The 24,219-nt window shown below is 63.0% G+C and carries 22 protein-coding genes and 1 other RNA gene; 13 read left to right on the forward strand and 10 right to left on the reverse strand.

All coding sequences use genetic code 11. From position 1 onward, the window contains the following. Positions 1 to 332: 332 nt before the first annotated feature. Entirely contained in the window at positions 333 to 1,250 is a 918-nt protein-coding gene (locus D3242_RS04540) for a DMT family transporter (protein WP_064983782.1), read from the reverse strand. Between the two features lie 214 nt (positions 1,251 to 1,464). On the opposite strand from D3242_RS04540, the gene D3242_RS04545 reads away from it, so the two are divergent. Then, positions 1,465 to 2,685 carry an alanine racemase gene (locus D3242_RS04545; protein WP_019859118.1) on the forward strand — a complete coding sequence of 407 codons (1,221 nt, stop codon included), beginning with the start codon at positions 1,465 to 1,467 and terminating at the stop codon, positions 2,683 to 2,685. Between the two features lie 116 nt (positions 2,686 to 2,801). Here the strand turns inward: D3242_RS04545 and D3242_RS04550 are convergent, their stop codons facing one another. Next, a complete protein-coding gene (locus D3242_RS04550) occupies positions 2,802 to 3,533 on the reverse strand; it encodes an SDR family oxidoreductase (RefSeq protein ID WP_064983784.1) in 732 nt (243 codons plus the stop codon). A gap of 130 nt (positions 3,534 to 3,663) precedes the next feature. Here D3242_RS04550 and D3242_RS04555 point away from each other — a divergent pair, with 130 nt between their 5' ends. Further along, positions 3,664 to 4,572 (forward strand): LysR family transcriptional regulator, encoded by a 909-nt coding sequence (locus D3242_RS04555; RefSeq protein WP_064984300.1) that lies wholly within the window; start codon positions 3,664 to 3,666, stop codon positions 4,570 to 4,572. Between the two features lie 25 nt (positions 4,573 to 4,597). Here the strand turns inward: D3242_RS04555 and D3242_RS04560 are convergent, their stop codons facing one another. Together D3242_RS04560 and D3242_RS04565 are read right to left on the reverse strand one after the other, a co-directional pair. Beyond that, entirely contained in the window at positions 4,598 to 5,776 is a 1,179-nt protein-coding gene (locus D3242_RS04560; RefSeq protein ID WP_064983785.1) for a lytic murein transglycosylase, read from the reverse strand. Positions 5,777 to 6,132: 356 nt separating this feature from the next. Further along, positions 6,133 to 6,933 carry a glycoside hydrolase family 25 protein gene (locus tag D3242_RS04565; RefSeq protein ID WP_032930832.1) on the reverse strand — a complete coding sequence of 267 codons (801 nt, stop codon included), beginning with the start codon at positions 6,931 to 6,933 and terminating at the stop codon, positions 6,133 to 6,135. A 281-nt stretch (positions 6,934 to 7,214) separates the two neighbouring features. On the opposite strand from D3242_RS04565, the gene D3242_RS04570 reads away from it, so the two are divergent. Further along, positions 7,215 to 8,594: a serine hydrolase domain-containing protein gene (locus tag D3242_RS04570; protein WP_064983787.1), complete on the forward strand. Its 1,380-nt coding sequence runs from the start codon at positions 7,215 to 7,217 to the stop codon at positions 8,592 to 8,594. A 114-nt stretch (positions 8,595 to 8,708) separates the two neighbouring features. Here D3242_RS04570 and D3242_RS04575 read toward each other — a convergent pair whose 3' ends face one another. The 5 genes from D3242_RS04575 to D3242_RS04595 all read right to left on the reverse strand — a co-directional run bounded on the left by D3242_RS04575 (position 8,709) and on the right by D3242_RS04595 (position 15,084). After that, positions 8,709 to 9,017: a HigA family addiction module antitoxin gene (locus D3242_RS04575; protein ID WP_019859111.1), complete on the reverse strand. Its 309-nt coding sequence runs from the start codon at positions 9,015 to 9,017 to the stop codon at positions 8,709 to 8,711. Positions 9,018 to 9,025: 8 nt separating this feature from the next. Beyond that, on the reverse strand, positions 9,026 to 9,322 hold the full coding sequence (locus D3242_RS04580; protein WP_064983789.1) for a type II toxin-antitoxin system RelE/ParE family toxin: 297 nt from the start codon (positions 9,320 to 9,322) through the stop codon (positions 9,026 to 9,028). A 118-nt stretch (positions 9,323 to 9,440) separates the two neighbouring features. Beyond that, a complete protein-coding gene (locus tag D3242_RS04585; RefSeq protein ID WP_064983791.1) occupies positions 9,441 to 10,124 on the reverse strand; it encodes a class I SAM-dependent methyltransferase in 684 nt (227 codons plus the stop codon). Beyond that, the gene (locus D3242_RS04590) at positions 10,121 to 11,419 is read right to left on the reverse strand and encodes a BtaA family protein (protein WP_064983792.1); all 1,299 of its coding nucleotides are present in this window, start codon (positions 11,417 to 11,419) and stop codon (positions 10,121 to 10,123) included. Before D3242_RS04590 ends, D3242_RS04585 begins: the two co-directional genes overlap by 4 nt. Before the next feature lie 32 nt (positions 11,420 to 11,451). Further along, complete coding sequence (locus D3242_RS04595; RefSeq protein ID WP_064984301.1) at positions 11,452 to 15,084, reverse strand: hydantoinase B/oxoprolinase family protein; 3,633 nt, start codon at positions 15,082 to 15,084, stop codon at positions 11,452 to 11,454. A gap of 181 nt (positions 15,085 to 15,265) precedes the next feature. Between D3242_RS04595 and D3242_RS04600 the strand changes: the two genes are divergently transcribed. From D3242_RS04600 to D3242_RS04625, 6 genes are all read left to right on the forward strand, one after another. Then, entirely contained in the window at positions 15,266 to 15,478 is a 213-nt protein-coding gene (locus tag D3242_RS04600; protein WP_019859105.1) for a hypothetical protein, read from the forward strand. Between the two features lie 164 nt (positions 15,479 to 15,642). Next, a complete protein-coding gene (locus D3242_RS04605) occupies positions 15,643 to 16,362 on the forward strand; it encodes a J domain-containing protein (RefSeq protein ID WP_027047025.1) in 720 nt (239 codons plus the stop codon). Further along, a complete protein-coding gene (locus D3242_RS04610) occupies positions 16,359 to 17,114 on the forward strand; it encodes a peptidoglycan recognition protein family protein (protein WP_064983794.1) in 756 nt (251 codons plus the stop codon). The genes D3242_RS04605 and D3242_RS04610 overlap by 4 nt, the downstream gene beginning before the upstream one ends. 211 nt (positions 17,115 to 17,325) lie before the next feature. Further along, positions 17,326 to 18,030: a lytic transglycosylase domain-containing protein gene (locus tag D3242_RS04615; RefSeq protein ID WP_064983796.1), complete on the forward strand. Its 705-nt coding sequence runs from the start codon at positions 17,326 to 17,328 to the stop codon at positions 18,028 to 18,030. A gap of 77 nt (positions 18,031 to 18,107) precedes the next feature. Further along, an RNA gene (gene rnpB, locus D3242_RS04620) (RNase P RNA component class A) lies at positions 18,108 to 18,507 on the forward strand. Positions 18,508 to 18,633: 126 nt separating this feature from the next. Then, a complete protein-coding gene (locus D3242_RS04625) occupies positions 18,634 to 18,909 on the forward strand; it encodes a type II toxin-antitoxin system ParD family antitoxin (RefSeq protein WP_064983797.1) in 276 nt (91 codons plus the stop codon). 172 nt (positions 18,910 to 19,081) lie between these two features. Here the strand turns inward: D3242_RS04625 and D3242_RS04630 are convergent, their stop codons facing one another. Further along, positions 19,082 to 20,197: a cystathionine gamma-lyase gene (locus tag D3242_RS04630; RefSeq protein ID WP_064983799.1), complete on the reverse strand. Its 1,116-nt coding sequence runs from the start codon at positions 20,195 to 20,197 to the stop codon at positions 19,082 to 19,084. Between the two features lie 407 nt (positions 20,198 to 20,604). Here D3242_RS04630 and mraZ point away from each other — a divergent pair, with 407 nt between their 5' ends. The 4 genes from mraZ to D3242_RS04650 are packed head-to-tail and all read left to right on the forward strand — an operon-like array spanning position 20,605 to position 24,182. Next, positions 20,605 to 21,063 carry a division/cell wall cluster transcriptional repressor MraZ gene (gene mraZ, locus D3242_RS04635; RefSeq protein WP_019859099.1) on the forward strand — a complete coding sequence of 153 codons (459 nt, stop codon included), beginning with the start codon at positions 20,605 to 20,607 and terminating at the stop codon, positions 21,061 to 21,063. Beyond that, positions 21,060 to 22,076, forward strand: a complete 1,017-nt coding sequence (rsmH, locus tag D3242_RS04640; RefSeq protein ID WP_064983800.1) for a 16S rRNA (cytosine(1402)-N(4))-methyltransferase RsmH — start codon at positions 21,060 to 21,062, stop codon at positions 22,074 to 22,076. The genes mraZ and rsmH overlap by 4 nt, the downstream gene beginning before the upstream one ends. A gap of 4 nt (positions 22,077 to 22,080) precedes the next feature. After that, positions 22,081 to 22,476, forward strand: coding sequence for a cell division protein FtsL (gene ftsL, locus D3242_RS04645; RefSeq protein WP_010910261.1), 396 nt, complete (start codon positions 22,081 to 22,083; stop codon positions 22,474 to 22,476). After that, positions 22,473 to 24,182 (forward strand): peptidoglycan D,D-transpeptidase FtsI family protein, encoded by a 1,710-nt coding sequence (locus D3242_RS04650; RefSeq protein ID WP_064983802.1) that lies wholly within the window; start codon positions 22,473 to 22,475, stop codon positions 24,180 to 24,182. The genes ftsL and D3242_RS04650 overlap by 4 nt, the downstream gene beginning before the upstream one ends. The last annotated feature ends 37 nt before the right edge of the window (positions 24,183 to 24,219 follow it).

A 24,219-nucleotide genomic window follows, 5' to 3' on the forward strand; every position in this document is an offset into this window, starting at 1 on the left:
CGGGTTCAGGGAAGGACGCCCATAATGAGGGCGCCGATGAAAGCAAACGCAGCACAAATCATCAATGCGTTGATTGGCCTCGTAAGTCCCATGACATAGCCTCCTCTTAAAGAGCTATGCCTAAGAGTCTAGGTCCATTTGTGCCACAGGCAAGCGGAAAATGTGCTGCATTGCGACGTGATTGTGAAATTTGCGACTCCGATTTTGCCGTTAGCCGTTGAAACTTCTCGGCAAAAACCCGCTTCAGACCTGTGAATAAATTGTGGCGGCGACGTGTCGATGCTGTGTCATGGCAGCGCTACCGCCGCGAAAATCGACTTCGATTTTCGCGCCTAACGCCTTCCAAGGACACGTCCGTCGATTGTGAGAAGACCGAGGCCGATCAGCACCACGCCGCCGGTCTCGAACAGTTCCAGCCGCTCGCCCAGGAAAAGGAAACCGAGCAGCATGGCGCTGGCCGGCACGATCAACGTGACCAGCGAGGCGTTGGTGGCGCCGGCCGAGGCGACGAGGTTGAAATAGAGGACGTAGGCGAAGGCGGTGGACAACAGCGCCAGTGCCAGCACCGCCGCCCAGACTGGCGGCGAGGCCGAGAACAGGCCGGCCGGGCCGTGCGCCAGCAGCACGACCGGTATCATGATGATGGTCGAGGCGGTCAACTGCCCGGTGGCGATGACCGGCGAGGGCACGCCCTTGAAGCGGCGGGCGACCATCAGCGCGACGCCATAGGACAAAGACGCGCCGATCAGCGCGAATTTGGCCCATACCGGGCCGCCAAGCCCGGCGAGCACGCCGGGACCGATCATGACAGCGGTGCCGACGACGCCGAGCCCGATGCCGGCGAGCTTGTTCCAGGAGAGCTTCTCGTCCGATGTCAGCGCGTTGGCAAGGATCAGCGTCCAGAACGGCGTCGTCGCGTTGAGCACCGAGGCGACGCCGGCGCCAAGCTCGGTCTGGCCGGCGAAGATCAGCGAGAAGGGGACGACATTGTTGGTGAAGGCCAGCAGGAAGAACAGGCCGGCATGCGGAAAGGCAAGGCGGAAGGACGGGCCGCGCAGGCCGAGATAGATCTGCAGCGCGATTGCCGCGATGGCGACGCGAAACAGCACCAGCACCAGAGGGTGAAGCTCCGCCACCGCGATGCGGGCGAAGAAGAACGAACCGCCCCAGATGGCGCCAAGCAGCAGCAACTGCCCCCAGTCGGTAAGCGTCATCGGTCCGCGCGACGCTGATGTAGCGGCAATTGCCATGTGGATCGTCCTCCCCCCGACATGCCGGCTCGAATGTCAGCCGGCCAGACACGTGCATATCGGGTCTGGCGACAAGCGCCACCCGAAACCTGGTCGATGGCAAGCGATGTCGCCGAAGATTAGCGCCGCGGCGTCAGGTGCACGAGACACAGAATTGTTTTCATTGGCCGCTAGCTTGGATTAATTGTGCGCAGCCGAGATCGAGGATTCGTCAATGCAGCGATTCGAGAATGCCCGCGAGGCGGCACTGGCGCTTCGTCCTGACGATCCGGTCTATTGCTTCCGCCCGCAGGTGTTGAAGGCCGATGCCAGGCAGTTCATGGGCATGTTCCCCGGCAAGACCGCTTATGCGGTCAAGACCAATGGCGAGCAGATCGTGCTGAAGACCTTGGTCGAGGCCGGCGTCAACGCCTTCGACGTCGCTTCGCCCGGCGAATTCGCTGCCGTGCGCGCCGTCTCTGCCGATGCCGAGATGCTCTACATGCACCCGGTCAAGGCGCAGTCGGACATCAAGCTGGCGCTGGAGAAATACGGCATCCGCGTCATTTCGCTCGACCATGAGGACGAGATCACCAAGCTGACGCGGGTGGTGCGGGCGCTCGACATCGACCCCGGCTCGATCAGCGTATTCGTGCGCATCCAGACGAAAGGGTCGGCGGCCTACGAACTGTCGAAGAAATTCGGGGCCGGGCCGGCCTATGCGGTAGAACTCGCCGAGCGGCTGAACCGCACGGGCTACAAGGTCGGCCTGTGTTTCCATGTCGGCAGCCAGATCGAGGATCCCGACACCTATGAGCGGGCGCTGGCTTCGGCCGACTGGGTGCGCAATCGGTTGACCTTCGACATCGCCGGCCTCGATGTCGGCGGCGGCTTTCCGGCCGAATACGGCCATGATCCCAACCGCAAGCAGATCGAGATGCCGTCGCTCGGCCAGATCATGTCGCGGCTCTCCGGCGACTTGAAGGAATATCAGTTCGACCAGATCCCGCTGGTGGCCGAGCCGGGCAGGGTGATCGTGGCGCGTTGCCTGTCGCTGATCGTGCGCGTGCTGTTGCGCAAGGGCAAGCGGCTCTACATCAATGACGGCATCTGGGCGTCGCTATCGGATTCATGGACCGGCAAGATCACGCTGCCGGCGCGCTTCATTCCTGATCCGGCGATCAGGACCCGCAATGGCGCTGAAAAGAACATCGTGCCGTTCAAGGTCTGCGGCGCGACCTGCGATTCCGTCGACATCCTGTCCAGGCCTTTCTGGCTGCCGGAAACCGTCGACACCGGCGATTGGATCGAAATCGGCCATATCGGCGCCTATTCGCTGTCGCTACGCACACGCTTCAACGGGTTCTATCCCGATACGTTCGTCGAGGTGACGACGCCGTTCGACGAAGGCGATGCGCCGCAAGGCTTTGCGAGTTTGGAGACGATGGCAGACTAGGGGGTAGGGATCGTTTGTTATACTGGCGCTTTCAATGTCACCTTTGGTATTTGCCCACTGCCTACTGCCCACTGCCCACTGCCTACTGCCTACTGCCTACTGCCTACTGCCTATCCCTACGCCACTCCACCGCCAGCCTGGATGTTCTCGCCGGTCAGCCAGCGGGCCTCGTCGCTGGCCAGGAAGACCGCGATATCGGCAACGTCGCGCGGCGCGCCTATCCTGCCGAAGGGCGACATGCCGGCAGCCACGGCGCGATCGCGCTCTGGAAGCAGGTCCGTGTCGGTGAAGCCCGGCGACAGCGCATTCACCGTGATGCCGCGCGATCCGAGTTCTCGGGAGAGCACGCGGACGAACTGTTCGACGGCGCCCTTGCTGCCGAGGTAGAGCGCCGTCTGCGTGAAGAACATCTTCGTGCCGCCGGTGGAGACAGCGATGATCCGGCCGCCGTCGCGCACCCGGCGCGCTGCTTCCTGCAATGTGAAGAAGGTGCCCTTGGCATTGGTGCCGAAGATCTGGTCGAAATCGGCTTCGGTTGCCTCGGTCAGCGGTTTGATGACGGCGACGCCGACATTGGCGACGACGATGTCGATTGCGCTCAGCTTACTGTCGGTCTCGTCAAACAGGCGGCGGACATCGGAAACGCTTGATATGTCGGCTTGGATGGCGAGCGCCTTTCCTCCCTTGCTGGCGATGCCGGCGACGACCTCGTCGGCGGCTTTCTGGTTGCCGACATAGTTGATGACGACGGCAGCGCCATGGGCCGCGAGTCCTTCGGCGATGGCCCGGCCGATGCCGCGCGAACTGCCGGTGACGATTGCGGTTTTGCCGTGCAGAGACTGGGACATGATCAATTTCCTTCAACCATTCTGGCCCGCGGCTTTACCTGCGATGTGGCCGATGGCTGAGAAATAGCGGCATGCAATTGATAAGATAATGACCTATTATCTGATTGGCTTGTTAACCCATGGATACACAGTGCGCGGATCCGAATTCACTGAGCTCAAGGCATTTTCCGCCATCGTCGAAGAGGGCAGTTTCGTCCGTGCCGCCGCAAGGCTGCGTGTGTCGCCGCCGGCGCTCAGCCAGTCGATCCGGCAGTTGGAGACGCGCATCGGCGTCAGGCTCCTCAATCGCACGACGCGCAGTGTTTCCGCGACCGCGGCAGGCGACGCGCTTTTTTCGCGCCTTGCCGTCGCTTTTGGCGAACTGGAAAGCGCCATTGCCGATGTTCATGCAGCGCGCGATCGGCCGGCGGGTTCGCTACGCATCAATGTGCCGCGTGTCGCCGCCGTGCGGTTCATCGCGCCGATCCTCGGGGACTTTCAGCGCGCCTATCCCGATATCGCGCTGACCGTCATCGTCGACGACACGCTGGCCGACATTGTCGAAGGCCGGTTCGATGCAGGAATCCGGCTCGGCGAGCGGCTGCAGAAGGACATGGTGGCGGTGAAACTGAGCGAGGATTTGCAGATGGCCGCGGTGGCCGCTCCCGCCTATCTCGAGAACCGGGCCATACCGCGTCATCCGCAGGAACTGCACCAGCACCAATGCATCAAATTCGAGTGGCCGGGCGGCGGCAACCTCTACCGATGGGAGTTCGCGCGTGGCAAACGGGCCCTCGAAATCGCCATCGAAGGCAGCCTGACCGTCAACGATACCGAGCTGATGCTCAATGCCGTGCTGGATGGCGTGGGCATTGCCTACATGTTCGAATACCAGGTCCGGCCCTGGATCGAGCAAGGCAGGCTCGTCCGTTTTCTGGAAGCCTGGTCGCCGAGTTTTCCCGGCTTCTATCTATACCACCCAAGTTCACGGCACGTGCCGCCAGCCTTGCGGGCGTTCATCGATTTCGTGCGGGCGAGGAGAGCAGGCGCTAGCCGGTAGCGAGGGCCTCAAGAATGGCGGCCCCTCACAGCTTCGCCAAAAGCTCCGGTGTCGGCCAGCCGTCCACCGGCAGGCCAAGCCGCATCTGCTCCTTGCGGATCGCTTCGCGGGTGTTGGTGCCCAGAATGCCGTCGACCGTGCCGACGTCGTATCCCCGGGCCTCGAGCTTGGTCTGCAGCGCCTTCATCTGCTCGTTGTTGAGGCCTTGGTCCGGGGTGCGCGGATCAAGCGGCGGCGCGCCTGCGAGCCGCGCGGCCAGATTGGCCGCGGTCAGCGCATAGGTGAAGGACTGGTTCCATTCGAGATAGACATCGAAATTGTCATAGGTGAGGAAGGCCGGGCCCTTGCGGCCCATGGGCAGCGCCAGACCGGCCTTCAGCCCCTTGTCGACGAGCGGCGAGCCGTCGGGATTGGTGACGCCCCACTGCGCCCATTGTGTCAGCGGCAATTTGTTGGTGCGCCCGGTCTGATCCCAGGGCATCTCGTCGGGCACCCGCACTTCCTGTATCCAGGGTTCGTCGCGCTTCCAGCCGCGCGACAGCACCTTGTTGGCCGTGGTCATGATCACGTCGGGCACGCTGTTGCGCAGGTCGATCTTGCCGTCGCCGTCGCCATCGACGCCTCGGGCCAGATAGTCCGAAGGCAGGATCTGCGTCTGGCCGATCTCGCCGGCCCAGGCGCCCTTGACGTCGGCCGGCAGCACGCCGCGATCGATCAGCTCCAGAAGCGGCACCAGCTGCTGGCGGAACAGTTGCGGGCGGCGGCAATCATGCGAAAGCGTCACCAGCGCGCTCAGCGTGTGGAAATCGCCCTGCACGGCGCCGAAATCCGTCTCCAGCGCCCAGAAGGCGGTGATGACCGGCGCCTGCACACCGAACTGCTGATCGGCGCGGGCGAAGACATCGGCGTATTTCTTCATGTTCGCCGCGCCCTGCTTCAGCCGGTAGGCCGAAATCATGCGGTTGGAGAACTCGATGAAGGTCTGGGTGAAGACGCCCTGGGCGCGGTCGCGCGCCAGCGCCCGCTCGTCAAAGGTGGCATCTTCCAGCGCATCGAGACCGGCGGCGCCGACACCGGCGGCCTTGGCTTCCGCCGCCACGCCCTGTTTCCAGGTTTCGAAATCGCCGCCGCATTCCTGCGCCATCGCCGGCAAGGCCGTGGCGCACAGGAATAGCGCCGCGAGGGCTTGGGAACGCAGTCGCATCAGCTTCCTTTCGAAACGAAGAGGGCATTGTCGTGCTTGGCTGGAAACCCAATGCCCCGGATTACTGGCGGTTGCACTCTTTACCGCTGGCTGTGTCGAAAAGCAGGCGGCAGGCCCGGTGTCAACGGGTGTTCTGCCGCAACTACTTATTCCCTGGGGCTTCGCTGCCGCTGCCCCCGGTTCAACGGGCGTCCTGCTGGAACAATGTGGTCCAGGGATTCGCTGCCATTGAACCCGGTTCAACGAGAGTCTCGCTGGAGCAACTTGGTCTAGAGAGTCGCTGCCGTTGAACCCGGTTCAACGGGAGTCACGCTGGAGCAACTTGATCCAGGGATTCGCTGCCGTTGAACCAGGTATCAACGGGTGTTCTGCCGCAGCCACTTGTTCCATGCGGCTTCCGAGCCGTTGAAGACGTTGATGTCGGATTTGCCGGTCATGCCGGGAACGATGCCGGTTCCGGTGTATTGCCAGAAGGTGAAGGGGTGGCTGCCATATTTCTCGCGCGGATGGCCGGCGACCGAGCGCAACCAGTAGGGGTAGCCGCGGAAGGTCGACAACTCGTTGTCGTCGAAGAAGTCGACAGAGGTGTAGATGATCGGCTTCTTGCCGTAATGCCGCTCGACGATCTGGAGGAAGGTGGTCATCTCCGCGCGCACCGTGGCGGCGTCGGGACGCAGCCGGCAGGTCGGCGATTTCGGGTTCCATTCCATGTCGAGAACCGGCGGCATGGCGGAGCGGTCGACGGGAACGTTCTGGATGAACCAGCGCGCCTGCTGGGCAGCCGGGGTGCAGAAATAGAAGAAATGATAGGCCGCGCGCGGAACGCCGGCGGCTTTCGTGCGCGCCCAGTGCTCGTTGAAATACTCGTCGAAGCGGTCGCCGCCTTCTGTGGCCTTGATGAAGGCGAAGGAAATGCCGCTCGCCTTGGCCGTCGGCCAGTCGACCGAGGTCTGGTACTTGGAGACGTCGGTGCCGTGAACGGCATAGTTCCATGGCGCGCCGCTATCCCATTCATGCGGCTTGGAATCCTCGAAGCGCGGCGCGCGCACGACGACCGTCGGGCTGCTGGATGAGGACGGCGACAGCGGAGACAGATCGTCCACGGTCGAGCAGGCGCCAAGCAGCGTCAGCATGAAAAGGGCCGCAAGACGGCGCATCACAACTTCCAAGCCGGAAACAGCCGGTCGCTGATGGGTCTGTGAACCGATGGCCGACGATTGGTCGAGCCCCCTCCAGGCGATCGCCCCACAGCATCGCCCAGCCTATCCTTTTTGTGCATGTCCCAAAACCGCTCAGCACTTTTGGGCGACATGCATCCTGTGATCGCCGATCATGGTTGATAATCCGTTGACGGCGCTCGACAACAGCCCTGATTTTGCGGAAGCAATGGCGGCAATTCGATGACATAAGGGTCGGGCGAAAGCCCGGGAGGAAGCGGATGCGGTTCGTCGTCAAGATCGTCAAATGGCTGCTTGGCCTGATCGTTCTGGCGGTCGCCGCCCTGTTTGCCTGGCTCTACATCGCGCCGCCCGAACTGATCCGCGTCGGTTCGGGCTATTCGGCCAAGATCGTCTGCTCCAACGTCTTCATCGCCGGGCGCGATGCCAACGAAGTGCTTGCCGTAGACGTGCAGGCGCCCGGACACCCGCTGCTGCGGCTGATGCGGGTCTCGGTCGACAAGAACCGGGGAACGGTTTCGGCGGGCCTGCTGGGCTTCCTCGGCAAAAGCGAGGCGGTTTCCCGCGATGGGCTGGGCTGCGCCTCGATCCCCGACGGGGATGTCGGCAAGGCGCGGCGCACGACGGTCCATGTCGAGCCTTCGCCAACCAGCCAGGATACGCTGTGGCCCGAAGGCGAGCGGGTCGAGGCATCGCAGGATCCGGTGATTGCCAAGCTGCTCGACGATGCGGCGCTGACCGGTTCGGGCATGCGCGCGGTGGTCGTGGTCAAGAACGGCCGCGTCGTCGCCGAGCGCTATGGCGACGGCTTTTCGGCCAAGACGCCGCTGCTCGGCTGGTCGATGACCAAGACGGTGAATGCCGCCATCGTCGGCACGCTGGTCAAGGACGGCAAGATGGCCGTCGGCAACAAGGGCCTGTTCGCGCCGTGGAAGGCGGACGGCCGCGCGGCGATCAGCCTTGCCGACATGATGGCGATGTCGAGCGGTCTGGAGTTCAACGAGGACTATGGCGACGTCGCCGACGTAACGCGCATGCTCTATCTCGAGCCCGACATGGCGGGCTTTGCCGAATCAAAACGGCTGGCGGGCGAGGTCGGCAAAGTATTTTCCTATTCGAGCGGCACGGCGGTGATGCTGTCGCGGCTCTGGCAGGACGCGATCGGCGACAAGGCGAAGGCGCTGACATGGCCGCGCACGGCGCTGTTCGGGCCGCTCGGCATGCACAGCGCCGTGCTTGAAACCGACGAGCAGGGCACCTTCGTCGGTTCGTCCTATCTCTACGCCACGGCGCATGACTGGGCGCGCTTCGGCCAGTTCCTGCTGCAGGGCGGCGTGTGGAACGGCAACCAGGTCCTGCCGACGGGCTTCGTCGACTGGATGCGCGAGCCGGCGCCTGCCTCGAAAGTCTACGGCAAGGGCCAGTTGTGGATCGAGGCGCCCGGCGATGAGGAAAATCCCGGGGCCGGCGTCGCGGCAGGCCTGCCCAAGGACACCTATTGGATGGAGGGGCATGACGGCCAGACCGTAGCGATCATTCCGTCGGAGCAGCTGGTGATCGCGCGGCTGGGGCTGACGCCGGCCAAGGTCGGTTATCGCCCACAGACGATGGTGGGGGCGCTGGTGAAGGCGCTGCATTAGTGCAATTCCAGGAAAGTGTGTGCGGTTTTCCGTCCGGAATTGCGTCAAAACAAAAAGTAGAGCAGTTCACCGTTTCCATGAAACGGTGAACTGCTCAAGCCCTGCAAATCTGGTCTATGCGGCTGTCGGTAAAGGCTTGGCGCGGTCAACACGTGCCCGCTCGTCGGGCGAATTCATAACCGCCCAAAGATCGCTGCGGCGTTGGACATTCAGCCAGAAGTCCGGGCTGTTGCCAAACACCCGGGCCAGAATGAGCGCGGTTGCCGCCGTCACGTTGCGACGGTCGTTGCACAATTCATTCACATGCTTGCGCTGAACGCCCATCGCCTCGGCCAATGCCGCCTGCGTCAAGCCGAGCGGCTGCATGAACTCCTCGGTGAGAATCTCGCCAACCGTTGCTGGCTTGCGTGCGGTCATCAACATGTTTCAGCTCACTTATAACTGTGGTCGTCGAGATAAATGTCTGACGCTTCACCGCGACCGCCGTCCCAGCGGAAGATCAGTCGCCACTGCTGGTTGACGCGGATCGAATGGAAGCCCTCGAGATTGCCGCGCAACTTCTCGAAATGGTTGCTGGGCGGCACGCGCAAATCCTGATCGACCATGGCGTCGTCAATCATCTGGAGCTTGCGGAACAAGCGGCTTTCGAGATCGGACGGAATGTTGCGGGAGTGGGTGTCGTCTACAAAGAAGGCCCGCAGCCATCCGTCTCTAAAACCGACGATCATCACATGCTTCCAGTATGGAGATAATGTACCACCCCTGGGGTCACATAACAATGTTCGATCTGGTTGATGGTAGCATCCATCCTCCATCAGCGAATGGGGCACCGCCCCAACGGCGATGCTAGCTGGCGATCTTGATCACCGCCAGCCAGGCATAACCGCGATAAAGCGTGCGGAAACGGAAGGTTGCGCCGGTTCGCCGAGATTCCGATTCCAGAACTTCGCGCAGCGATTCACGCGGCGTGACGTGGAATTTTCTGAGCCAACCGCGCAGCAAGGTCCGGAACCAGCCCGGCAGGCCTTCCTGCTGGCCGAAATCGACGATGTGCAGCGAGCCGTCGGGGGATAGCGCGGCGAGTGCCGCCGACACCGTCTTTTCCCAGCCTGGGATCATCGACAGCGAATAGGAGACGAAGACCCGGTCGAAGCGCTCGATGCCGTAAAGGGAGCCCGCATCGAAATCGGTGGCGTCGCCTCTTGCCAGCGTGACGCGGCCGGACAGGCCTTCGCGGTCGATCGCCTTGCCGGCCGTCTCCAGCATCTCGGCCGAGATATCGAGGCCGAAGAAGCGGGCATCAGGATAGCGACGGGCGGCCAGGATGATGTTGCGACCGGTGCCGCAGCCGAGTTCCAGCACGGTGCCGCCTTGTGGCACCTCAAGCCCATCGATCAGCCGGTCGCGGCCGAGCAGATAGTATTTGCGGGTCAGGTCGTAGATGTGGCGCTGCCAGTGGTAGACCCCGTCCATCAGCTCGGCATGATTGGCCTTGAATGCCGGGCTGACCGGCAGCTCGGTCGTGCTCATGCGGCGCGCTTCACGTAGAGGTGGAAGCCGCCATAAATGGCGGAGCGGTCGCGGGTCGAGAATTCGCGTGAGGCCTCGTCCTGATAGTCCCACTGGTCGAGCAGCGAGGTCGAGACGCGGCCCGGCAGCAGGCTGGGCTCGGCGGCGGTGCGGAAGATGACGCGAGCGCCTGCGGAGGCGGTGCGGCTGATTTCCGACCACAGCGCGTTGAGCTGGTCATCGGTCATCCAGTCCTGCGCATCGAGCAGGATGAAGCGGTCGACGGTGCCCGCGTCCTTGCCGGCGAGGAACTCGATCAGATTGGCATGGTGGATGGCGACGCGGTCGATATTGCCGCGAATGGTGTCGTAGTTCTGCTTTTCCAGATAGGCGGGCAGGGCGGCCTCACCGGGATTTGGATAGCGGCGGGCAAAGGCCTGCCAGGCGAAATAATTGTTTTCCAGGGGAAAATCGCAGGCGAGCTTTTCCAACCGGGCCTTCAGAACGCTGGCCATCGTGCCGTCGCCCGATGTGATCAGCGAATCGTACTGCGCCGGCGGAATGCCGAGGCCAAACAGCGAAGCCTTGCGCGAGGTCGCCCATTTCAAGAGCTTCTTGTCGAAGACCGGGGCCAGTTCCTCGTTGAAGAAGCGGCGCTGCTCGGCGATATTCCCAGCTTCCATCATGCGGGCCGGATTGACGCCGAAGAACTTCGCCGTGCGGTGGCCCATGGCGATGAACAGGCCGAGCAGGCCGGTCTGGTAGAAATTGCGGTCGAAAACACCGATGCGGCGGCGACCACGCCAGTTGCAGCGTTCCCAATAGTGGCGGCTGACCGGATCGAGATGCGGCGCGATGAAACGGTCATAGGCTTGCGAATTGTGGCTGGTGTCGGCGGCGCCGAAGAAGCGGAACAGGTCGCCCTGCGATGGCAGACGGCGCACCGCCTCCAGCTTCATACGGTTCAGCGCGATATGGGCGGCGTTGAGGTCGACGGCGTCGATCCGTGCCGGCGATCGGGTGAGGTAGGCCAGGATGTTGCAGCCGCCGGAAGCGATGGTGACGATGCGATGGCCCTCACCAAGCTGCATGGCCTCCATGTCGACATCGGGGTCTTCCCAGATCTGCGGATAGACGAGGCCGGAGAACAGGAAGGCGAACAGCCGCTCGGAGATGCCGGCTTTGGAAAGCGCGCGGTTCTGGTAGACGGCCTTTCCAACTTCCTTGCCGCGGCGAAAAACTAGATCCGAGGAGACGTCCGTCATGGCAAAGTGATTCCCCATTTGCTTTGCCGCAAGCGGGTAGCGCAGCGTCATGACAGGCCGGTGACAGCCTGTTGACGTGTTCTTTACAGCTTGCCAAAGCCCCCCGGCGTCGGCGTCATCAGGATCACTGCATCGCCGGCCTCGAGCACGGTCTGATCGCAGGCCTTCAGCATCTCGATCGCCCCGTCCTTGCGGCGGATCTTGGTCGAGCCGACCTCGCCGTCGCCGCCGCCGTCCAGCCCCTGCGGTGGGCGGTTGCGGTGCGAGGACAGGATCGCGCATTCCATCTTCTCGAGAAAGCGGATGCTGCGTTTGGTGCCATCGCCGGCGCTCCATTTACCCTTGCCGCCGGATCCCTTACGGATGTGGAAATCCTCCAGCACCACGGGAAAGCGCAGTTCCAGCACTTCGGGATCGGTGAGGCGAGAATTGGTCATGTGGGTGTGCACGCCGGAGGTGCCGGCAAAGCCGCGGCCGGAGTTCATATGGCCGGCCGGTGAGCCGGAGCAGATCGTCTCGTAATACTGGTACTTCTTGTTGCCGAAGGTCAGGTTGTTCATCGTCCCCTGCGCATTGGCCATCGCGCCCATGGCGCCGAACAGCGCGTTGGTGACGTGCTGCGAGGTCTCGACATTGCCGGCAACGACGGCGGCGGGATAGGCGGGCTTCAGCATGCAACCGTCGGGAATGACGATGTTGATGGGCCGCAGACACCCGGCATTCATCGGGATCATGTCCTCGACCATGACACGGAAGGCATAGAGGACCGCGGCGCGGGCCACCGGCTCCGGCGCGTTGAAATTGTTCTTCATGACAGGCGATGTGCCAGTGAAGTCGACCGTCGCTTCGCGCTTTTGCCGGTCGACCGATATCTTCACCTTGATCACCTGGCCGGTGTCCGTGGGATATTCATAGGCCGATGTGTCGGGCAACCGTTCGATCACCCGCCGCACGCTCTCGGCCGCATTGTCCTGGACGTGGCCCATATAGGCCTCGACGACATTGAGGCCGAAATGCGCGACCATCTTGCGCAGTTCGGCGACGCCTTTCTCATTGGCGGCGATCTGCGCCTTGAGGTCGGCAATGTTCTGGTGCGGGTTGCGGGCCGGGTAACGATGGTCGGTGAGCAGCGCATGCAGCTCTTTTTCGCGGAATTTGCCGCGGTCGACGATGCGGAAATTGTCGAACAGCACGCCTTCCTCGTCGACCGTGATGGCGAGCGGCGTCATCGAGCCGGGGGCGGTGCCGCCTATATCGGCGTGGTGGCCGCGCGAGGCCGCCCAGAACAGGATCTCTTTCTGCGCGTCGTCGAACACCGGCGTCACCACGGTAATGTCGGGCAGATGCGTGCCGCCATTGTACGGTGCGTTCAAGGCAAAGACGTCGCCCGGGTGGATGTCGCCGGAGTTCAGCCGGATGATGGTTTCGACCGAGCGGTCCATCGAGCCCAGATGCACCGGCATGTGCGGCGCGTTGGCGACCAGCGCCCCTGTATGGTCGAAGACGGCGCAGGAGAAATCCAGCCTTTCCTTGATGTTGACGGAATAGGCGGTGTTCTGCAGCGTGACACCCATCTGCTCGGCGATCGACATGAACAGGTTGTTGAAGACTTCGAGCATGACCGGATCGGCTGATGTGCCGAGGGCGGCGGCGCGCGCCTTCTTTTCCGTGCGGCGGATCACGACATGGTTGAGGTTGGTGATTTCGGCCTGCCAGCCCGGTTCGACGACAATGGTCTGGTTCGGTTCGATGATAAGGGCGGGGCCGGCCACCAGATTCGATGGGCGCAGGTTCTCACGACGATGGATGCCGGCTTCATGCCACCGGCCCTCGGTGTAGATGCGCCGCGTTCCGGAAGCGCCGGCTTCAATCCGTGCGGGTCCGGCGGGCGCATAGGCCTCGGCGCTGCTGTCGCCGATTTCGCTGCCTTCGACGCCAACCGTCTCGACGATCATCGGCTTGTCGTCATAGACGAAGCCGAATTGCGCCTTGTGGGCGATTTCGAAGTCGCGCTTTGCCTGGAAAATCGAGTCGCTTTCGAAATTCACCGGCAGTGTCGTGTCGGTGCCGTCATAGCGGATGTGCAGGACGGGCTTGGCGGCAACCGTGTCCTCGGCGATGCCTTGCGCGGCCAATTCGGCGATCACGGCCTTTTTCAAGGTGGCGATGAGGCCGGCGATCTCTGTTCGGGACTCCTCGGCAAGCGGTTTGAGCAATGCCTGCTGGCGCGAGGCAAAGACCGATGCCAGGCCGATGCCATAGGCCGAAAGCAGGCCGGAGAAGGGGTGGATCAGCACCGCTTCCATGCCGAGCGCATCGGCGACCAGGCATGCGTGCTGGCCGCCGGCCCCGCCGAAGCAGTTGAGCAGATATTCGGTGACGTCGTAGCCGCGCTGCACGGAAATCTTCTTGATGGCGTTGGCCATGTTCTCGACGGCGATGGTAACGAAGCCTTCGGCAACCGCTTCCGGCGAGCGGCCGTCACCGATCTGGTCGGCCAGGGCCGCGAATCTTGAGCGCACGGTTTCGACATCGAGCTGCTGGTCCTGGCCGCGGCCGAAGATCGCCGGAAAGAAATCGGGCTGCAATTTGCCGAGCATCACATTGGCGTCGGTGACGGCGAGCGGACCGCCGCGCCGGTAGGCGGCGGGGCCGGGATTGGCGCCCGCTGAATCGGGCCCGGCGCGAAAACGGCCAGCCTCGTAATGCAGCACCGAGCCGCCGCCGGCGGCGACGGTGTGGATGCGCATCATCGGCGCGCGGACGCGCACGCCGGCGACTTCGGTATCGAAAGCGCGCTCGTACTCGCCATCATAGTGGGCAACGTCGGTGGAGGTGCCGCCCATGTCGAAGCCGATGACCTTGCCGAAGCCCGCGAGCTTGGCCGTCTCGACCATGCCGACGACGCCGCCGGCCGGACCCGACAACAGTGCGTCCTTGCCCTGGAACATGTCGGCGGCGGTGAGGCCACCCGACGACATCATGAACATCAGGCGAGGGGACTGGTCGCCGTCTCTCGCCGCGCCCAGTTCTCCCGCCACCCTTTGCACATAGCGTGACAGGATGGGCGAGAGATAGGCGTCGACCACGGTGGTGTCGCCGCGGCCGACCAGCTTGATCAGCGGCGAGACCTCATGGCTGACCGAGACTTGGGCGAAGCCGATCTTGCGGCAGACCTTTGCCACCGCCTTCTCGTGATCGGGGTATTTCCAGGCATGCATGAAGACGATGGCGACGGCATCGATGCCGTCGGCCTTCGCCTGCTCGATCGCCGGCCGGCAAGCGGCGATGTCGAGCAGTTGTTCGACGCAGCCGTCGGCGAGCACGCGCTCGTCGATCTCGATGACGCGCTCATAGAGCTGCTCGGGAAGGATGATCTCCTTGGCAAAGATGTCGGGCCGCGCCTGGTAGGCGATCCTCAGCGCGTCGCGAAACCCCTTGGTGATGAGCAGGAGCACGCGGTCGCCCTTGCGCTCCAGGAGCGCGTTGGTGGCGACCGTGGTGCCCATCTTGATGTCGCCGATCAGCCCGGACGGGATCGCGGCGCCAGGATCAACGCCGAGCAGGTCGCGGATGCCCTGGATGGCCGCATCGGCATAGGCTTCGGGATTCTCTGATAGAAGCTTGCACGGATGCAGCCCCCCTTGCGGATCACGGCCGATGACATCCGTGAAGGTGCCGCCCCTGTCGATCCAGAAATCCCATTTCGCGGCCATGGCGGCTGTCTCCGGCATTTTTCGTTTTCAGCTTTCGTTGTTAATGTGCCAATGCGCCGGCAGCAACGCATCCCGTTGATGTTACACGCGGAAACGCAACGTTACGAAACTCATGGCCGTGTCGCGCATTTCCTCTTCGACCGTTCACCGCAACGTGAGCGTGTGTTGAAGGAGAGATATTATGAAAAAGCTCATTCTGGCTTCCGTGTCCGCCCTTGCCCTGCTGGGCGTCGCGGCTTGCAGCGACAGCGGCAAGGGCACTGACACCACCACAACGCAGAGCACCAATCCGCCGGCTGCTGAGCAGCCGATGAAGCCTGCGGCTCCGGCCGACAACTCGACCAAGCCTGCCGAGCCGGCTCCGGCAACGCCTGCTCCTGCGCCCGCGCAGTAGTTTGTAAAGCAGTAAGAGTGTCTTGGGAGGAAGGGCCGGCGTCTCGCCGGCCTTTTCTTGCAAAGGCAACCACCTGGACCGACCAAGGAGCCCCTGGTTCACGGACCCGGGAGCGGCCGTTATTGGCTTGATAGCGGGGACCGGTTGGTTCTATGAAGCGGGCCATGTCGATTTGGGACCGCCTCGGCGAGTTTATCACACGGGTATCGTCTTCAGCCTCGTCGGGCGTTGCCGATGTCGTGGAGGCCGTGCGCACGGTTTTTTCCGGCGATGCGGACCTGCGCCGCCGCGTCGCCTTTTCCGTGGCGATGATCGCGCTCTCGGCCAAGATGGCCAAGGCAGACGGCATCGTCACCCAGGATGAGGTGCGCGCCTTCCAGGAAATATTCGAAGTGCCGCCGAAGGAGACGCGCAACGTTGCGCGGCTGTTCGATCTCGCCCAGCGGGACGTGGCTGGTTTCGAAACCTATGCCGAGCGCATGGCGCAGTTGTGCGGTTCCGGGCATTCCAATTGCGTGATGCTGGAAGACATACTCGACGGCCTGTTCCACATCGCCAAGGCCGATGGGCTGGTGCATGAACGCGAAGGCATCTTCCTGCACCGTATCGCCGAGATCTTCCGCATCGACGAGGCCCATTACGAGTCGATCCTGGCCCGGCACGTCAATCTTGGCGCCGGCGACCCCTATGTCGTGCTCGGCATCGAGCGCGGCAAGCCGTTCGAGGAGGTCAGGAAGCGTTACCGCAAGCTGGTCTCCGACAACCATCCCGACCGGCTGATCGCGCGTGGCCTGCCGCAGGAATTCATCAAGATCGCCACGACCAGGGTCGCGGCGATCAACGCCGCCTATGAGATGATCGAGCGGGGCCTGCGGCACGTATGAGCGGCTTCCTGCCCGACGAGCCGAGCGCCGAGGTCAGGGTGTCGCCGAATTTCGGGCCACGGCGCGATACGCTGAAACCCGACATGATCGTGCTGCACTATACTGGCATGCCCACGGGGGCCGGAGCGGAAGCCTGGCTGTGCGATCCGGCGAGCGAGGTTTCATCGCACTATCTCGTCCACGAGAGTGGCCACATCGTGCAGATGGTGCGGGAAAGCGACCGCGCCTGGCACGCCGGCAAGAGTTCCTGGTTCGGACGCACCGATATCAATTCCTGCTCGGTGGGCATCGAGATCGTCAATCCTGGCCATTCGCTGGGCTATCCCGGGTTCCCTCGGCGCCAGATCGAGGCGGTGATCGGCCTGTGCAATGGAATTACCGCGCGGCATGCGATCCCCGCCATGCGGGTGCTGGCGCATTCCGACGTGGCACCCGGCCGCAAGATCGATCCGGGCGAGAAGTTCCCTTGGGCCGCCCTGTTTGCGGCCGGTGTCGGCCATCTTGTGCCTGCTGCACCCATCAGGCGCGGGACCGCGCTGAAGCCCGGCGACAGCGGTGCCGATGTCGAGGCGTTGCAGTCTATGCTGACGCTCTATGGCTATGGTGTCGAGATATCGGGTGTTTTCGACCATCAGACGCGGATTGTCGTCGAGGCCTTCCAACGGCATTTCCGGCCCCGTCTGGTCGACGGGCTGGCCGATGGCTCGACCATGCGCACGCTGCAGAAGTTGCTTGCCTCGGTGAGCGGCTAACCCAGGGCAGGGCGCCGCCCAAGTAATCTTTTTCCCCTGTCAGGTTACAAACTGTCACTCAAAGTGACTTGCCCCGCCTTCATTGGCGCCAATTCGGGCCTCAAAGGGCAATTCGTACAGTTTGTCGGACCTCTAGCCCCCCGGATGTTCCGCTATTAATCAAGCAGCGCCACGCGAACATCTTCGCGTGGTCCAGACAGAACAGGATCACATGCAGAAATTGACCGTTGTAACGGCAGCTCTTGCTGCCGGCGTAGTGATTTTTGCCTTCAGCGCGGCCGATGCCGCGACATGGAGCCCCCGGGCCGATCAGGGCCTCGTCGCGGTGACCAAGGGCAAGGCCATTTCAGCCAAAAGCAGCAGGAGCCTGAAGGCAACGGCGAAGCACGCTTCCGCCAAGGTGGAAAAAGCCAGCTGGACCAAGGCGAAGAAATCCTCCGCCAAAAGGCAGACGAAGCGTGGCCGCAAGACCGTCGACATGACGACAACGGCATCGATCGGTCTCAGGAATGTCGCTGCGTCGACGGCAGCGGTGGCCAGCAGCGGTCAGTATTCCGCTATCGTTGCCCGCTACGCGGCAAGCTACGGCGTTCCGGTATCGCTGGCCAATGCCGTCATCACGATCGAGAGCAACTATCGGCCGAACATGGTCGGCAGCGCCGGCGAGATCGGCCTGATGCAGATCAAGCCGGCGACGGCGCGGATGATGGGCTACAACGGTTCGGCCAAGGGCCTGTTCGATCCCGACACCAACATCAAATACGGCATGAAGTATCTCGCTTTGGCGCAGAACCTTGGCGGTGGCACGACTTGTGGCACGATCCTGAAATACAATGCCGGCCATGCCGCGACGCGGATGAACCCAGTTTCGGCCGCCTATTGCAGCAAGGTCAAGGTTCAGATGGCCGCGCTTTGATAGCAAGTTGCGAGAGCCGGCGGACAAGCCGGCTTTTTCATTTGCGTTTTCCCGGCTGAACCCCTTTATACGCCTTGCCAGCTGGCTGGGCGGCCGCACTCGCAAACGCCGAAAGGCCGCGAGTGAGGAAAGTCCGGGCTCCATGGAGACACGGTGCCGGTTAATGACCGGCGGGGGCGACCCCAGGGAAAGTGCCACAGAAAGCAAACCGCCACGACTTTGTCGGGGTAAGGGTGAAAGGGTGGGGTAAGAGCCCACCGCGCGACTGGCAACAGGAGCGGCACGGTAAACCCCACCGGGAGCAAAACCGAATAGGGGCGGTGCGAGGGGAAACCCTCGAGGGCTGTTTCCGGCTCACCGTCCGGGTAGGTTGCGTGAGGCGTATGGCAACATGCGCCCAAGATGAATGGCCGCCACGTTCTCGTCCCGCAAGGGGCGAGGGCCATACAGAACCCGGCTTACAGGCCAGCTGGCAGTTTCGTCCTCGAAGAGAAATCCTTTTGAGATCAGCAGGTTGTGCCCTCGGGCGCGCCTGTCGATTCAAGTCTTTTCAGCTATTTGCAAGCAAGTCGGCAATCGGCCAATGGCATCGGGAGCCTATCCATGGGGCAAGTCGACAAACGCAGCATCACGCTGTCGCCGGAACTGGCGCAAGCGGTGGACGATGTCGTTGCCGCCGGCGAATATGCTTCGGCGAGCGAGGTGATCCGCGAGGCGCTGCGGCAGTGGAAGGACCGTCGCGATCTCTTCGGCTATACGGTTGAGGAACTGCGCAGGTTGGTGCAGGAAGGGATCGACAGCGGGCCGGGACGATTTGCATCGATGGATGAAATCAAGGCCGAGGCACGGAGACGCTTGCGATCTGACGACGCGGCATGAATTTTCTGCCTATCGTTCGGAACGCACGTCCTGAAGATGATCTGACCGCGATCTGGCTTCATAATGTGCGCGACAACTAGGCCGCAGCCGATCGGCTGCTCGACCGCTTCGAGGCGCGGTGGCACGGCCATCGCAACATCGAGGCCGACGACCTAGGTTCGTGACCAGTCCGTCAGGCGCCGATCCCGTCCAGCGACGTCTCAATGGCCTTCCAGAGCTCTTCCACCGGTTCGCAGCCGACTGACAGGCGTACAAAGCCGGGCGGTACCGCATCGCCTCGCTTCGAGCGTCGTTCGGCCGAAGTGTGGACGCCGCCGAAGGAGGTCGCAGCCTCTATCAATGGGCAATTGTTGATGAAATCCTCGGCTTTGTCCTCCGAGGCGAGTTCGAAGGAGATGAGGAAGCCGAAGCGCTCCATCTGGGCGCGGGCAAGGTTGTGCGACGGGTCGCCGTTCAGGCCGGGAAAACGCAGGCCGCGCACCGCGCGATGTTCCTTCAACCGCTGCGCGATCGTTTCGGCGGACGAGCACATGCGGTCGAAGCGCACCTCCAGTGTTTCGAGGCCGCGATGCACCAGCCAGGCCTCGAACGGCCCGGGAATGCCGCCGGCCATTGCGCGCCAGTCCGTCACCTTGGATATGATGTCGGCGTCGCGGCTGGCGACGTGGCCGAACAGCACATCCGAATGGCCGTTGACCGCCTTGGTGTCGGCGGAGACGACGATGTCGGCGCCGAAGTCGAGCGGACGCTGGCCGAATGGCGTCATCGTCGTGTTGTCGACGACAAGGATCCCGCCTTGTTCGTGGACAGCCTTGGCGATCGTCGCGATGTCGCAGATATCCAGCCGTGGATTGGACGGGGTTTCCACGAAGACCTGCGAATAGCCTTTGAAACCGCCGTCAAGGAAGGTCGGCGTCGGCCTGGTATCGCAGGTGATGCCGAGCGGCTTCAGGAAGCGTTCGGCCATCGCGCGCGTCGCGTGATAACCGTCCGCCGGCAGGAGCACGCGGTCGCCTGATTTCAGGAGCGCGAAAAACACCGAGGAAATCGCGCCCATTCCAGAGGGAAAACTCACGCATTGCGCGTCTTCCAAATGGCCGAGCACATGTTCCACGGCGCGCCAGGTTGGATTGTCGTAGCGGCCATATTGATCGACCCCGGTCTCGACGCTCGGCGTGTGAAAGATCGAAGCCATGGTCAGCGGCAAGGGGACCGGATCGCCACTGGCGAAATCGCGGCTGCGCAGATGAGAAAGTTCGGCGGCGCGTGACTTTGCCGTCTCAGACATGAGCTCGATCCTTGTTTTCTGGGCGGAAGACGTCGCTCGACGCTATGCGCGCGGGTGATCGGCGGCAAGCCGGGTCTTTTGGGCCAGCGGGCTCTAAACGCTTCGTTAGGCTTAATGGATCATAAAGACGAGACGTGCCGTAGCGGCTGCTCGGATTGGTCGCGATGCGCGTGTTTGTGAAGCCTATTCCCGTTGACGCCCATAGTACCCCATGATATCCCATCGAGACATCAAAGCCTTCGTTCCGCGTCAGGGTAAAGCGTACGCCAGTCGGGCAGCCGCGGCGGCTGCGCGTTTGCCGGTTTTTGGCCATGCGGGCGAGGCTGATACGGGGCAGGGAACGCGCTGCGGCGGCGCGTACGAGACGATGAAGAGGGGTGCGGCGGCGCAAGCGGCTGTAGCGTTTAATGGACCGGTTTCTGTCGAACACGGTGAGCAGGATCGATGCGAAGGGGCGGGTGTCCGTTCCTGCGCATTTCCGCGCCGTCGTGCAGAAGCGCGGCTATTCGGAACTCTATGCACTGCGCTGCCTGGACCTGCCGGCGATGGATGTCGGCGGGCTGGATCTGCTCGACCGCTACGAGCAGCGCATCGCGCAGGAAGATCCCTTCCTGCAGACGGCGGACGACATGTCGTTCTTCTGCCATGGCGACGGAGCGTTCCTGAAACTCGACCAGGACGGCCGCATCACGATGAGCGATTTCATTCGCGAGCATACCGGCATCTCGGCGGAGGTGGCCTTTGTCGGGCGCGGCAATTTCTTTCAGATCTGGGAGCCGGGACGGCTTGCGGCCTATGGGGCGCAGGCGCGGGCCAGGCTGTTGCAGCTTCGGCAGGGGACGAAGCCTGGGGAGCGACCGGAATGACGGTGGGCCACGGCGATGACATCCACGCCGTTGGCGGATCGGTCCGCCACATTCCGGTCCTCCTTGGCGAAGTGCTCGAGGCACTGGAGCCAGCGAAGGGCGACATCATCATCGACGGCACGTTCGGCGCCGGCGGCTATACCAAAGCCATTCTGGCGACCGGCGCTTCGGTCGTCGCCATCGACCGCGATCCCGACGCGATCGCTGCCGGGCGCGATCTCGAGGCACAATCGGGCGGCAGGCTGAGACTGGTGCAGGCGCCGTTCTCGACGCTGGACGAACATGTCGAAAGCGTCGACGGCATCGTGCTCGACATTGGTGTGTCCTCCATGCAGCTCGACCAGGCCGAGCGCGGCTTTTCCTTCCGCTCCGACGGGCCGCTCGACATGCGCATGGCGCAAGCGGGCCTGAGTGCGGCCGATGTCGTCAATAGTTTCAAGCCGGGCGACCTTGCCCGCATCTTCGGCTTCCTCGGCGAGGAGCGCCACGCCGGCCGCATCGCCCGCATGATCGAGGCGCGCCGCGAAAAGAAGCCATTCGAGCGCACGCTGGAACTGGCCGACGCCATCGAGACGCATATTGGCCGCGCGCCGAAGGACAAGATTCATCCAGCGACCCGCGTCTTCCAGGCGCTGCGCATCTACGTCAATGACGAACTCGGCGAACTGGCCAAGGCGTTGTTCGCGGCCGAACGCGCATTGAAGCCCGGCGGGCGTCTGGTTGTGGTGACGTTCCATTCGCTGGAAGACCGCATCGTCAAGCGCTTCATCGCCGACCGCGCCGACGTCGCCACCGGCTCACGTCATTTGCCCGAGGCGCATGCGCGCACAGCGACCTTTCGCAAGGCCGGCGGTGGCGTGACGGCGGGCGATGCCGAGGTCGCTGCCAATCCGCGCGCCCGCTCGGCCAGGCTGCGCGCGGCGATCCGCACCGAAGCGCCGGCGCGCGCCGGCGATTTTTCCATTTTCGGCCTTCCAAAGCTTCCCGGCATCGATCGGCCGGGGGAGAGGTAAGCACGTGTTCCGTACCAGCGACATTGTCCTGATCGCCGTCATGGTTTCGGCGGCGGCCCTGACCTACAAGACCAAGCGCGAGGCCGAGGATCAGTTGGCGGCGGTGCAGAAGATCCACAACCAGATACGCTATGAGGAGGAGACGATCGACCTGCTCAAGGCCGACTGGAGCCTGCTCACCCAGCCTTCGCGGCTGCAGAAGCTCGCTGAGCTCTACAAGTCGCAGCTCGCGCTCGAGCCGGTCAGCGCCCGCCAGATCGTCGGCCTGAGCGATCTGCCGGCCAAGGCCCTGGATATCCAGGATATTCTGAACGGACGCCAGGGCGGCATGGCCGACAATTCCGACAAGGCGCCTGCGGACGGCAAGGATCCCGTCGTGACCGGAGGCATCGCCCAATGATCGGCAAACTGCTGAAGCGTCGCCCCAGGATGGGTGAAGATGGATCGATTGTCGTCGAGGGCGCCCGCAAGGCGACCGGCGGCAAGGGCAAGGCGCGCATCGTGATGACGATGGCGGTGTTCTTCGGCATCTTCTCGACCATTTCTGGGCGGCTGGTCTACCTCGGCTTCCAGACCCCCGATTTGTCGGGCGGCCCGCAGAGCCGGATCACCGCCTCGCGGCCCGATATCGTCGACCGCAATGGCGAAGTGCTGGCGACCGACATCAAGACGGCGTCGCTCTTCGCCGAGCCGCGCCGCATCGTCGATGCCGACGAGGCGATCGAGAAGCTGTCGACGGTGCTGCCCGAGATCGACTACGAGCAGACCTACCACAAGCTCAAGAGCGGCGCCGGCTTCGTCTGGCTGCAGCGGCAGCTGACGCCCAAGCAGCAGGCCGACATCATGCAGCTCGGCATTCCCGGCTTCGGCTTCCGCACGGAGAAGCGCCGTTTCTATCCGAGCGGCGAAACCTCATCCTACATTGTCGGCCTGACCAACATCGACAACCAGGGCATCTCCGGCATGGAGAAATATATCGACGAGCAGGGCCTGAGCGACCTGCAGGCGTCGGGCCTGGCGGTGGCCAAGGATCTCAAGCCGGTGAAGCTGTCGATCGATCTGCGCGTCCAGCATGTGGTGCGCGACGAAATCGCCGCCGGCCTGGAGCGCTACCGCGCGATCGGCGCCGGCGCCGTCGTGCTCAACGTCAAGACCGGCGAAGTGATCGCCATGGCCTCGGTGCCGGATTTCGATCCGAACAATCCCTACAATGCACAGGAAAAAGATCGGCTGAACCGGATGTCGGCGGGCCTCTATGAGATGGGCTCGACCTTCAAGAGCTTCACCTCGGCGATGGCGCTCGATTCCGGCAAGGCGACGATGAACAGTCGTTTCGACGCGTCGCATCCAATCCGGGTAGGCCATCAGGCCATTCACGATTTCCACGGCAAGAACCGTGTGCTGTCGCTGCCGGAGGTGTTCCTCTATTCGTCCAACATCGGGTCGGCCAGGGAAGCCGAGCTGGTGGGCATCGAGGGGCACCGGGAATTCCTGCATCGCCTTGGCATCCTGGAAAGGATGCAGACCGAACTGCCGGAAGTCGCCCGCCCGACCGAACCGAAGGTCTGGAAACAGGTCAATTCGTTCACCATCGCCTTCGGCCATGGCGTATCGACGACGCCGTTGCAGGCGGCTGTCGGCTGCGCGGCACTGATGAATGGCGGCTATTTGATGAATCCGACCTTCCTGGTGCGCACGCAGCAGGAAGCGATGGCGATTGCCAAAAAAGTCGTCAACGAAAAGACGGTCGAGGGCATGCGCTACCTCTATTCGCTCAATGCCGAGAAGGGCTCGGCCAGAAACGCCAGAGTCCCCGGCTACCGCGTTGGCGGCAAGACCGGAACGGCCGAAAAGGTCATCAACGGCCGCTACTCTAAAGACCTGAATTTCAATACCTTTGTCGCTGCCTTCCCGATGGACGATCCGCAATATCTGGTGTTCACGATTGCCGATGCGCCGCACCCGGAAAAGCCCGGGATGACCGACGTCGCGGCCGCGAATGCGGGCGTCATAGCTGGTAATATCATCAGGCGGTCGGCGGCCATGCTTGGCGTGAAACCAGATTTCAGCCATGAAAATGGTGCAACGTTGGTTTCCTACGAGTGATTCTTAGGGCGCGCCGGCGACTGCGCGCTATTTTATT

This window comes from Mesorhizobium jarvisii (assembly GCF_003601985.1).
In the GTDB taxonomy this organism is placed as follows: domain Bacteria; phylum Pseudomonadota; class Alphaproteobacteria; order Rhizobiales; family Rhizobiaceae; genus Mesorhizobium; species Mesorhizobium jarvisii.

Coding starts and splice junctions, on each gene's coding strand:
- D3242_RS04540 (WP_064983782.1), bottom strand. CDS start 1,250: ATGGCAATTGCCGCTACATCAGCGTCGCGCGGACCGATGACGCTTACC.
- D3242_RS04545 (WP_019859118.1), top strand. CDS start 1,465: ATGCAGCGATTCGAGAATGCCCGCGAGGCGGCACTGGCGCTTCGTCCT.
- D3242_RS04550 (WP_064983784.1), bottom strand. CDS start 3,533: ATGTCCCAGTCTCTGCACGGCAAAACCGCAATCGTCACCGGCAGTTCG.
- D3242_RS04560 (WP_064983785.1), bottom strand. CDS start 5,776: ATGCGACTGCGTTCCCAAGCCCTCGCGGCGCTATTCCTGTGCGCCACG.
- D3242_RS04565 (WP_032930832.1), bottom strand. CDS start 6,933: ATGCGCCGTCTTGCGGCCCTTTTCATGCTGACGCTGCTTGGCGCCTGC.
- D3242_RS04570 (WP_064983787.1), top strand. CDS start 7,215: ATGCGGTTCGTCGTCAAGATCGTCAAATGGCTGCTTGGCCTGATCGTT.
- D3242_RS04575 (WP_019859111.1), bottom strand. CDS start 9,017: ATGTTGATGACCGCACGCAAGCCAGCAACGGTTGGCGAGATTCTCACC.
- D3242_RS04580 (WP_064983789.1), bottom strand. CDS start 9,322: ATGATCGTCGGTTTTAGAGACGGATGGCTGCGGGCCTTCTTTGTAGAC.
- D3242_RS04585 (WP_064983791.1), bottom strand. CDS start 10,124: ATGAGCACGACCGAGCTGCCGGTCAGCCCGGCATTCAAGGCCAATCAT.
- D3242_RS04590 (WP_064983792.1), bottom strand. CDS start 11,419: ATGACGCTGCGCTACCCGCTTGCGGCAAAGCAAATGGGGAATCACTTT.
- D3242_RS04595 (WP_064984301.1), bottom strand. CDS start 15,084: ATGGCCGCGAAATGGGATTTCTGGATCGACAGGGGCGGCACCTTCACG.
- D3242_RS04600 (WP_019859105.1), top strand. CDS start 15,266: ATGAAAAAGCTCATTCTGGCTTCCGTGTCCGCCCTTGCCCTGCTGGGC.
- D3242_RS04605 (WP_027047025.1), top strand. CDS start 15,643: ATGTCGATTTGGGACCGCCTCGGCGAGTTTATCACACGGGTATCGTCT.
- D3242_RS04610 (WP_064983794.1), top strand. CDS start 16,359: ATGAGCGGCTTCCTGCCCGACGAGCCGAGCGCCGAGGTCAGGGTGTCG.
- D3242_RS04615 (WP_064983796.1), top strand. CDS start 17,326: ATGCAGAAATTGACCGTTGTAACGGCAGCTCTTGCTGCCGGCGTAGTG.
- D3242_RS04625 (WP_064983797.1), top strand. CDS start 18,634: ATGGGGCAAGTCGACAAACGCAGCATCACGCTGTCGCCGGAACTGGCG.
- D3242_RS04630 (WP_064983799.1), bottom strand. CDS start 20,197: ATGTCTGAGACGGCAAAGTCACGCGCCGCCGAACTTTCTCATCTGCGC.
- mraZ (WP_019859099.1), top strand. CDS start 20,605: ATGGACCGGTTTCTGTCGAACACGGTGAGCAGGATCGATGCGAAGGGG.
- rsmH (WP_064983800.1), top strand. CDS start 21,060: ATGACGGTGGGCCACGGCGATGACATCCACGCCGTTGGCGGATCGGTC.
- D3242_RS04650 (WP_064983802.1), top strand. CDS start 22,473: ATGATCGGCAAACTGCTGAAGCGTCGCCCCAGGATGGGTGAAGATGGA.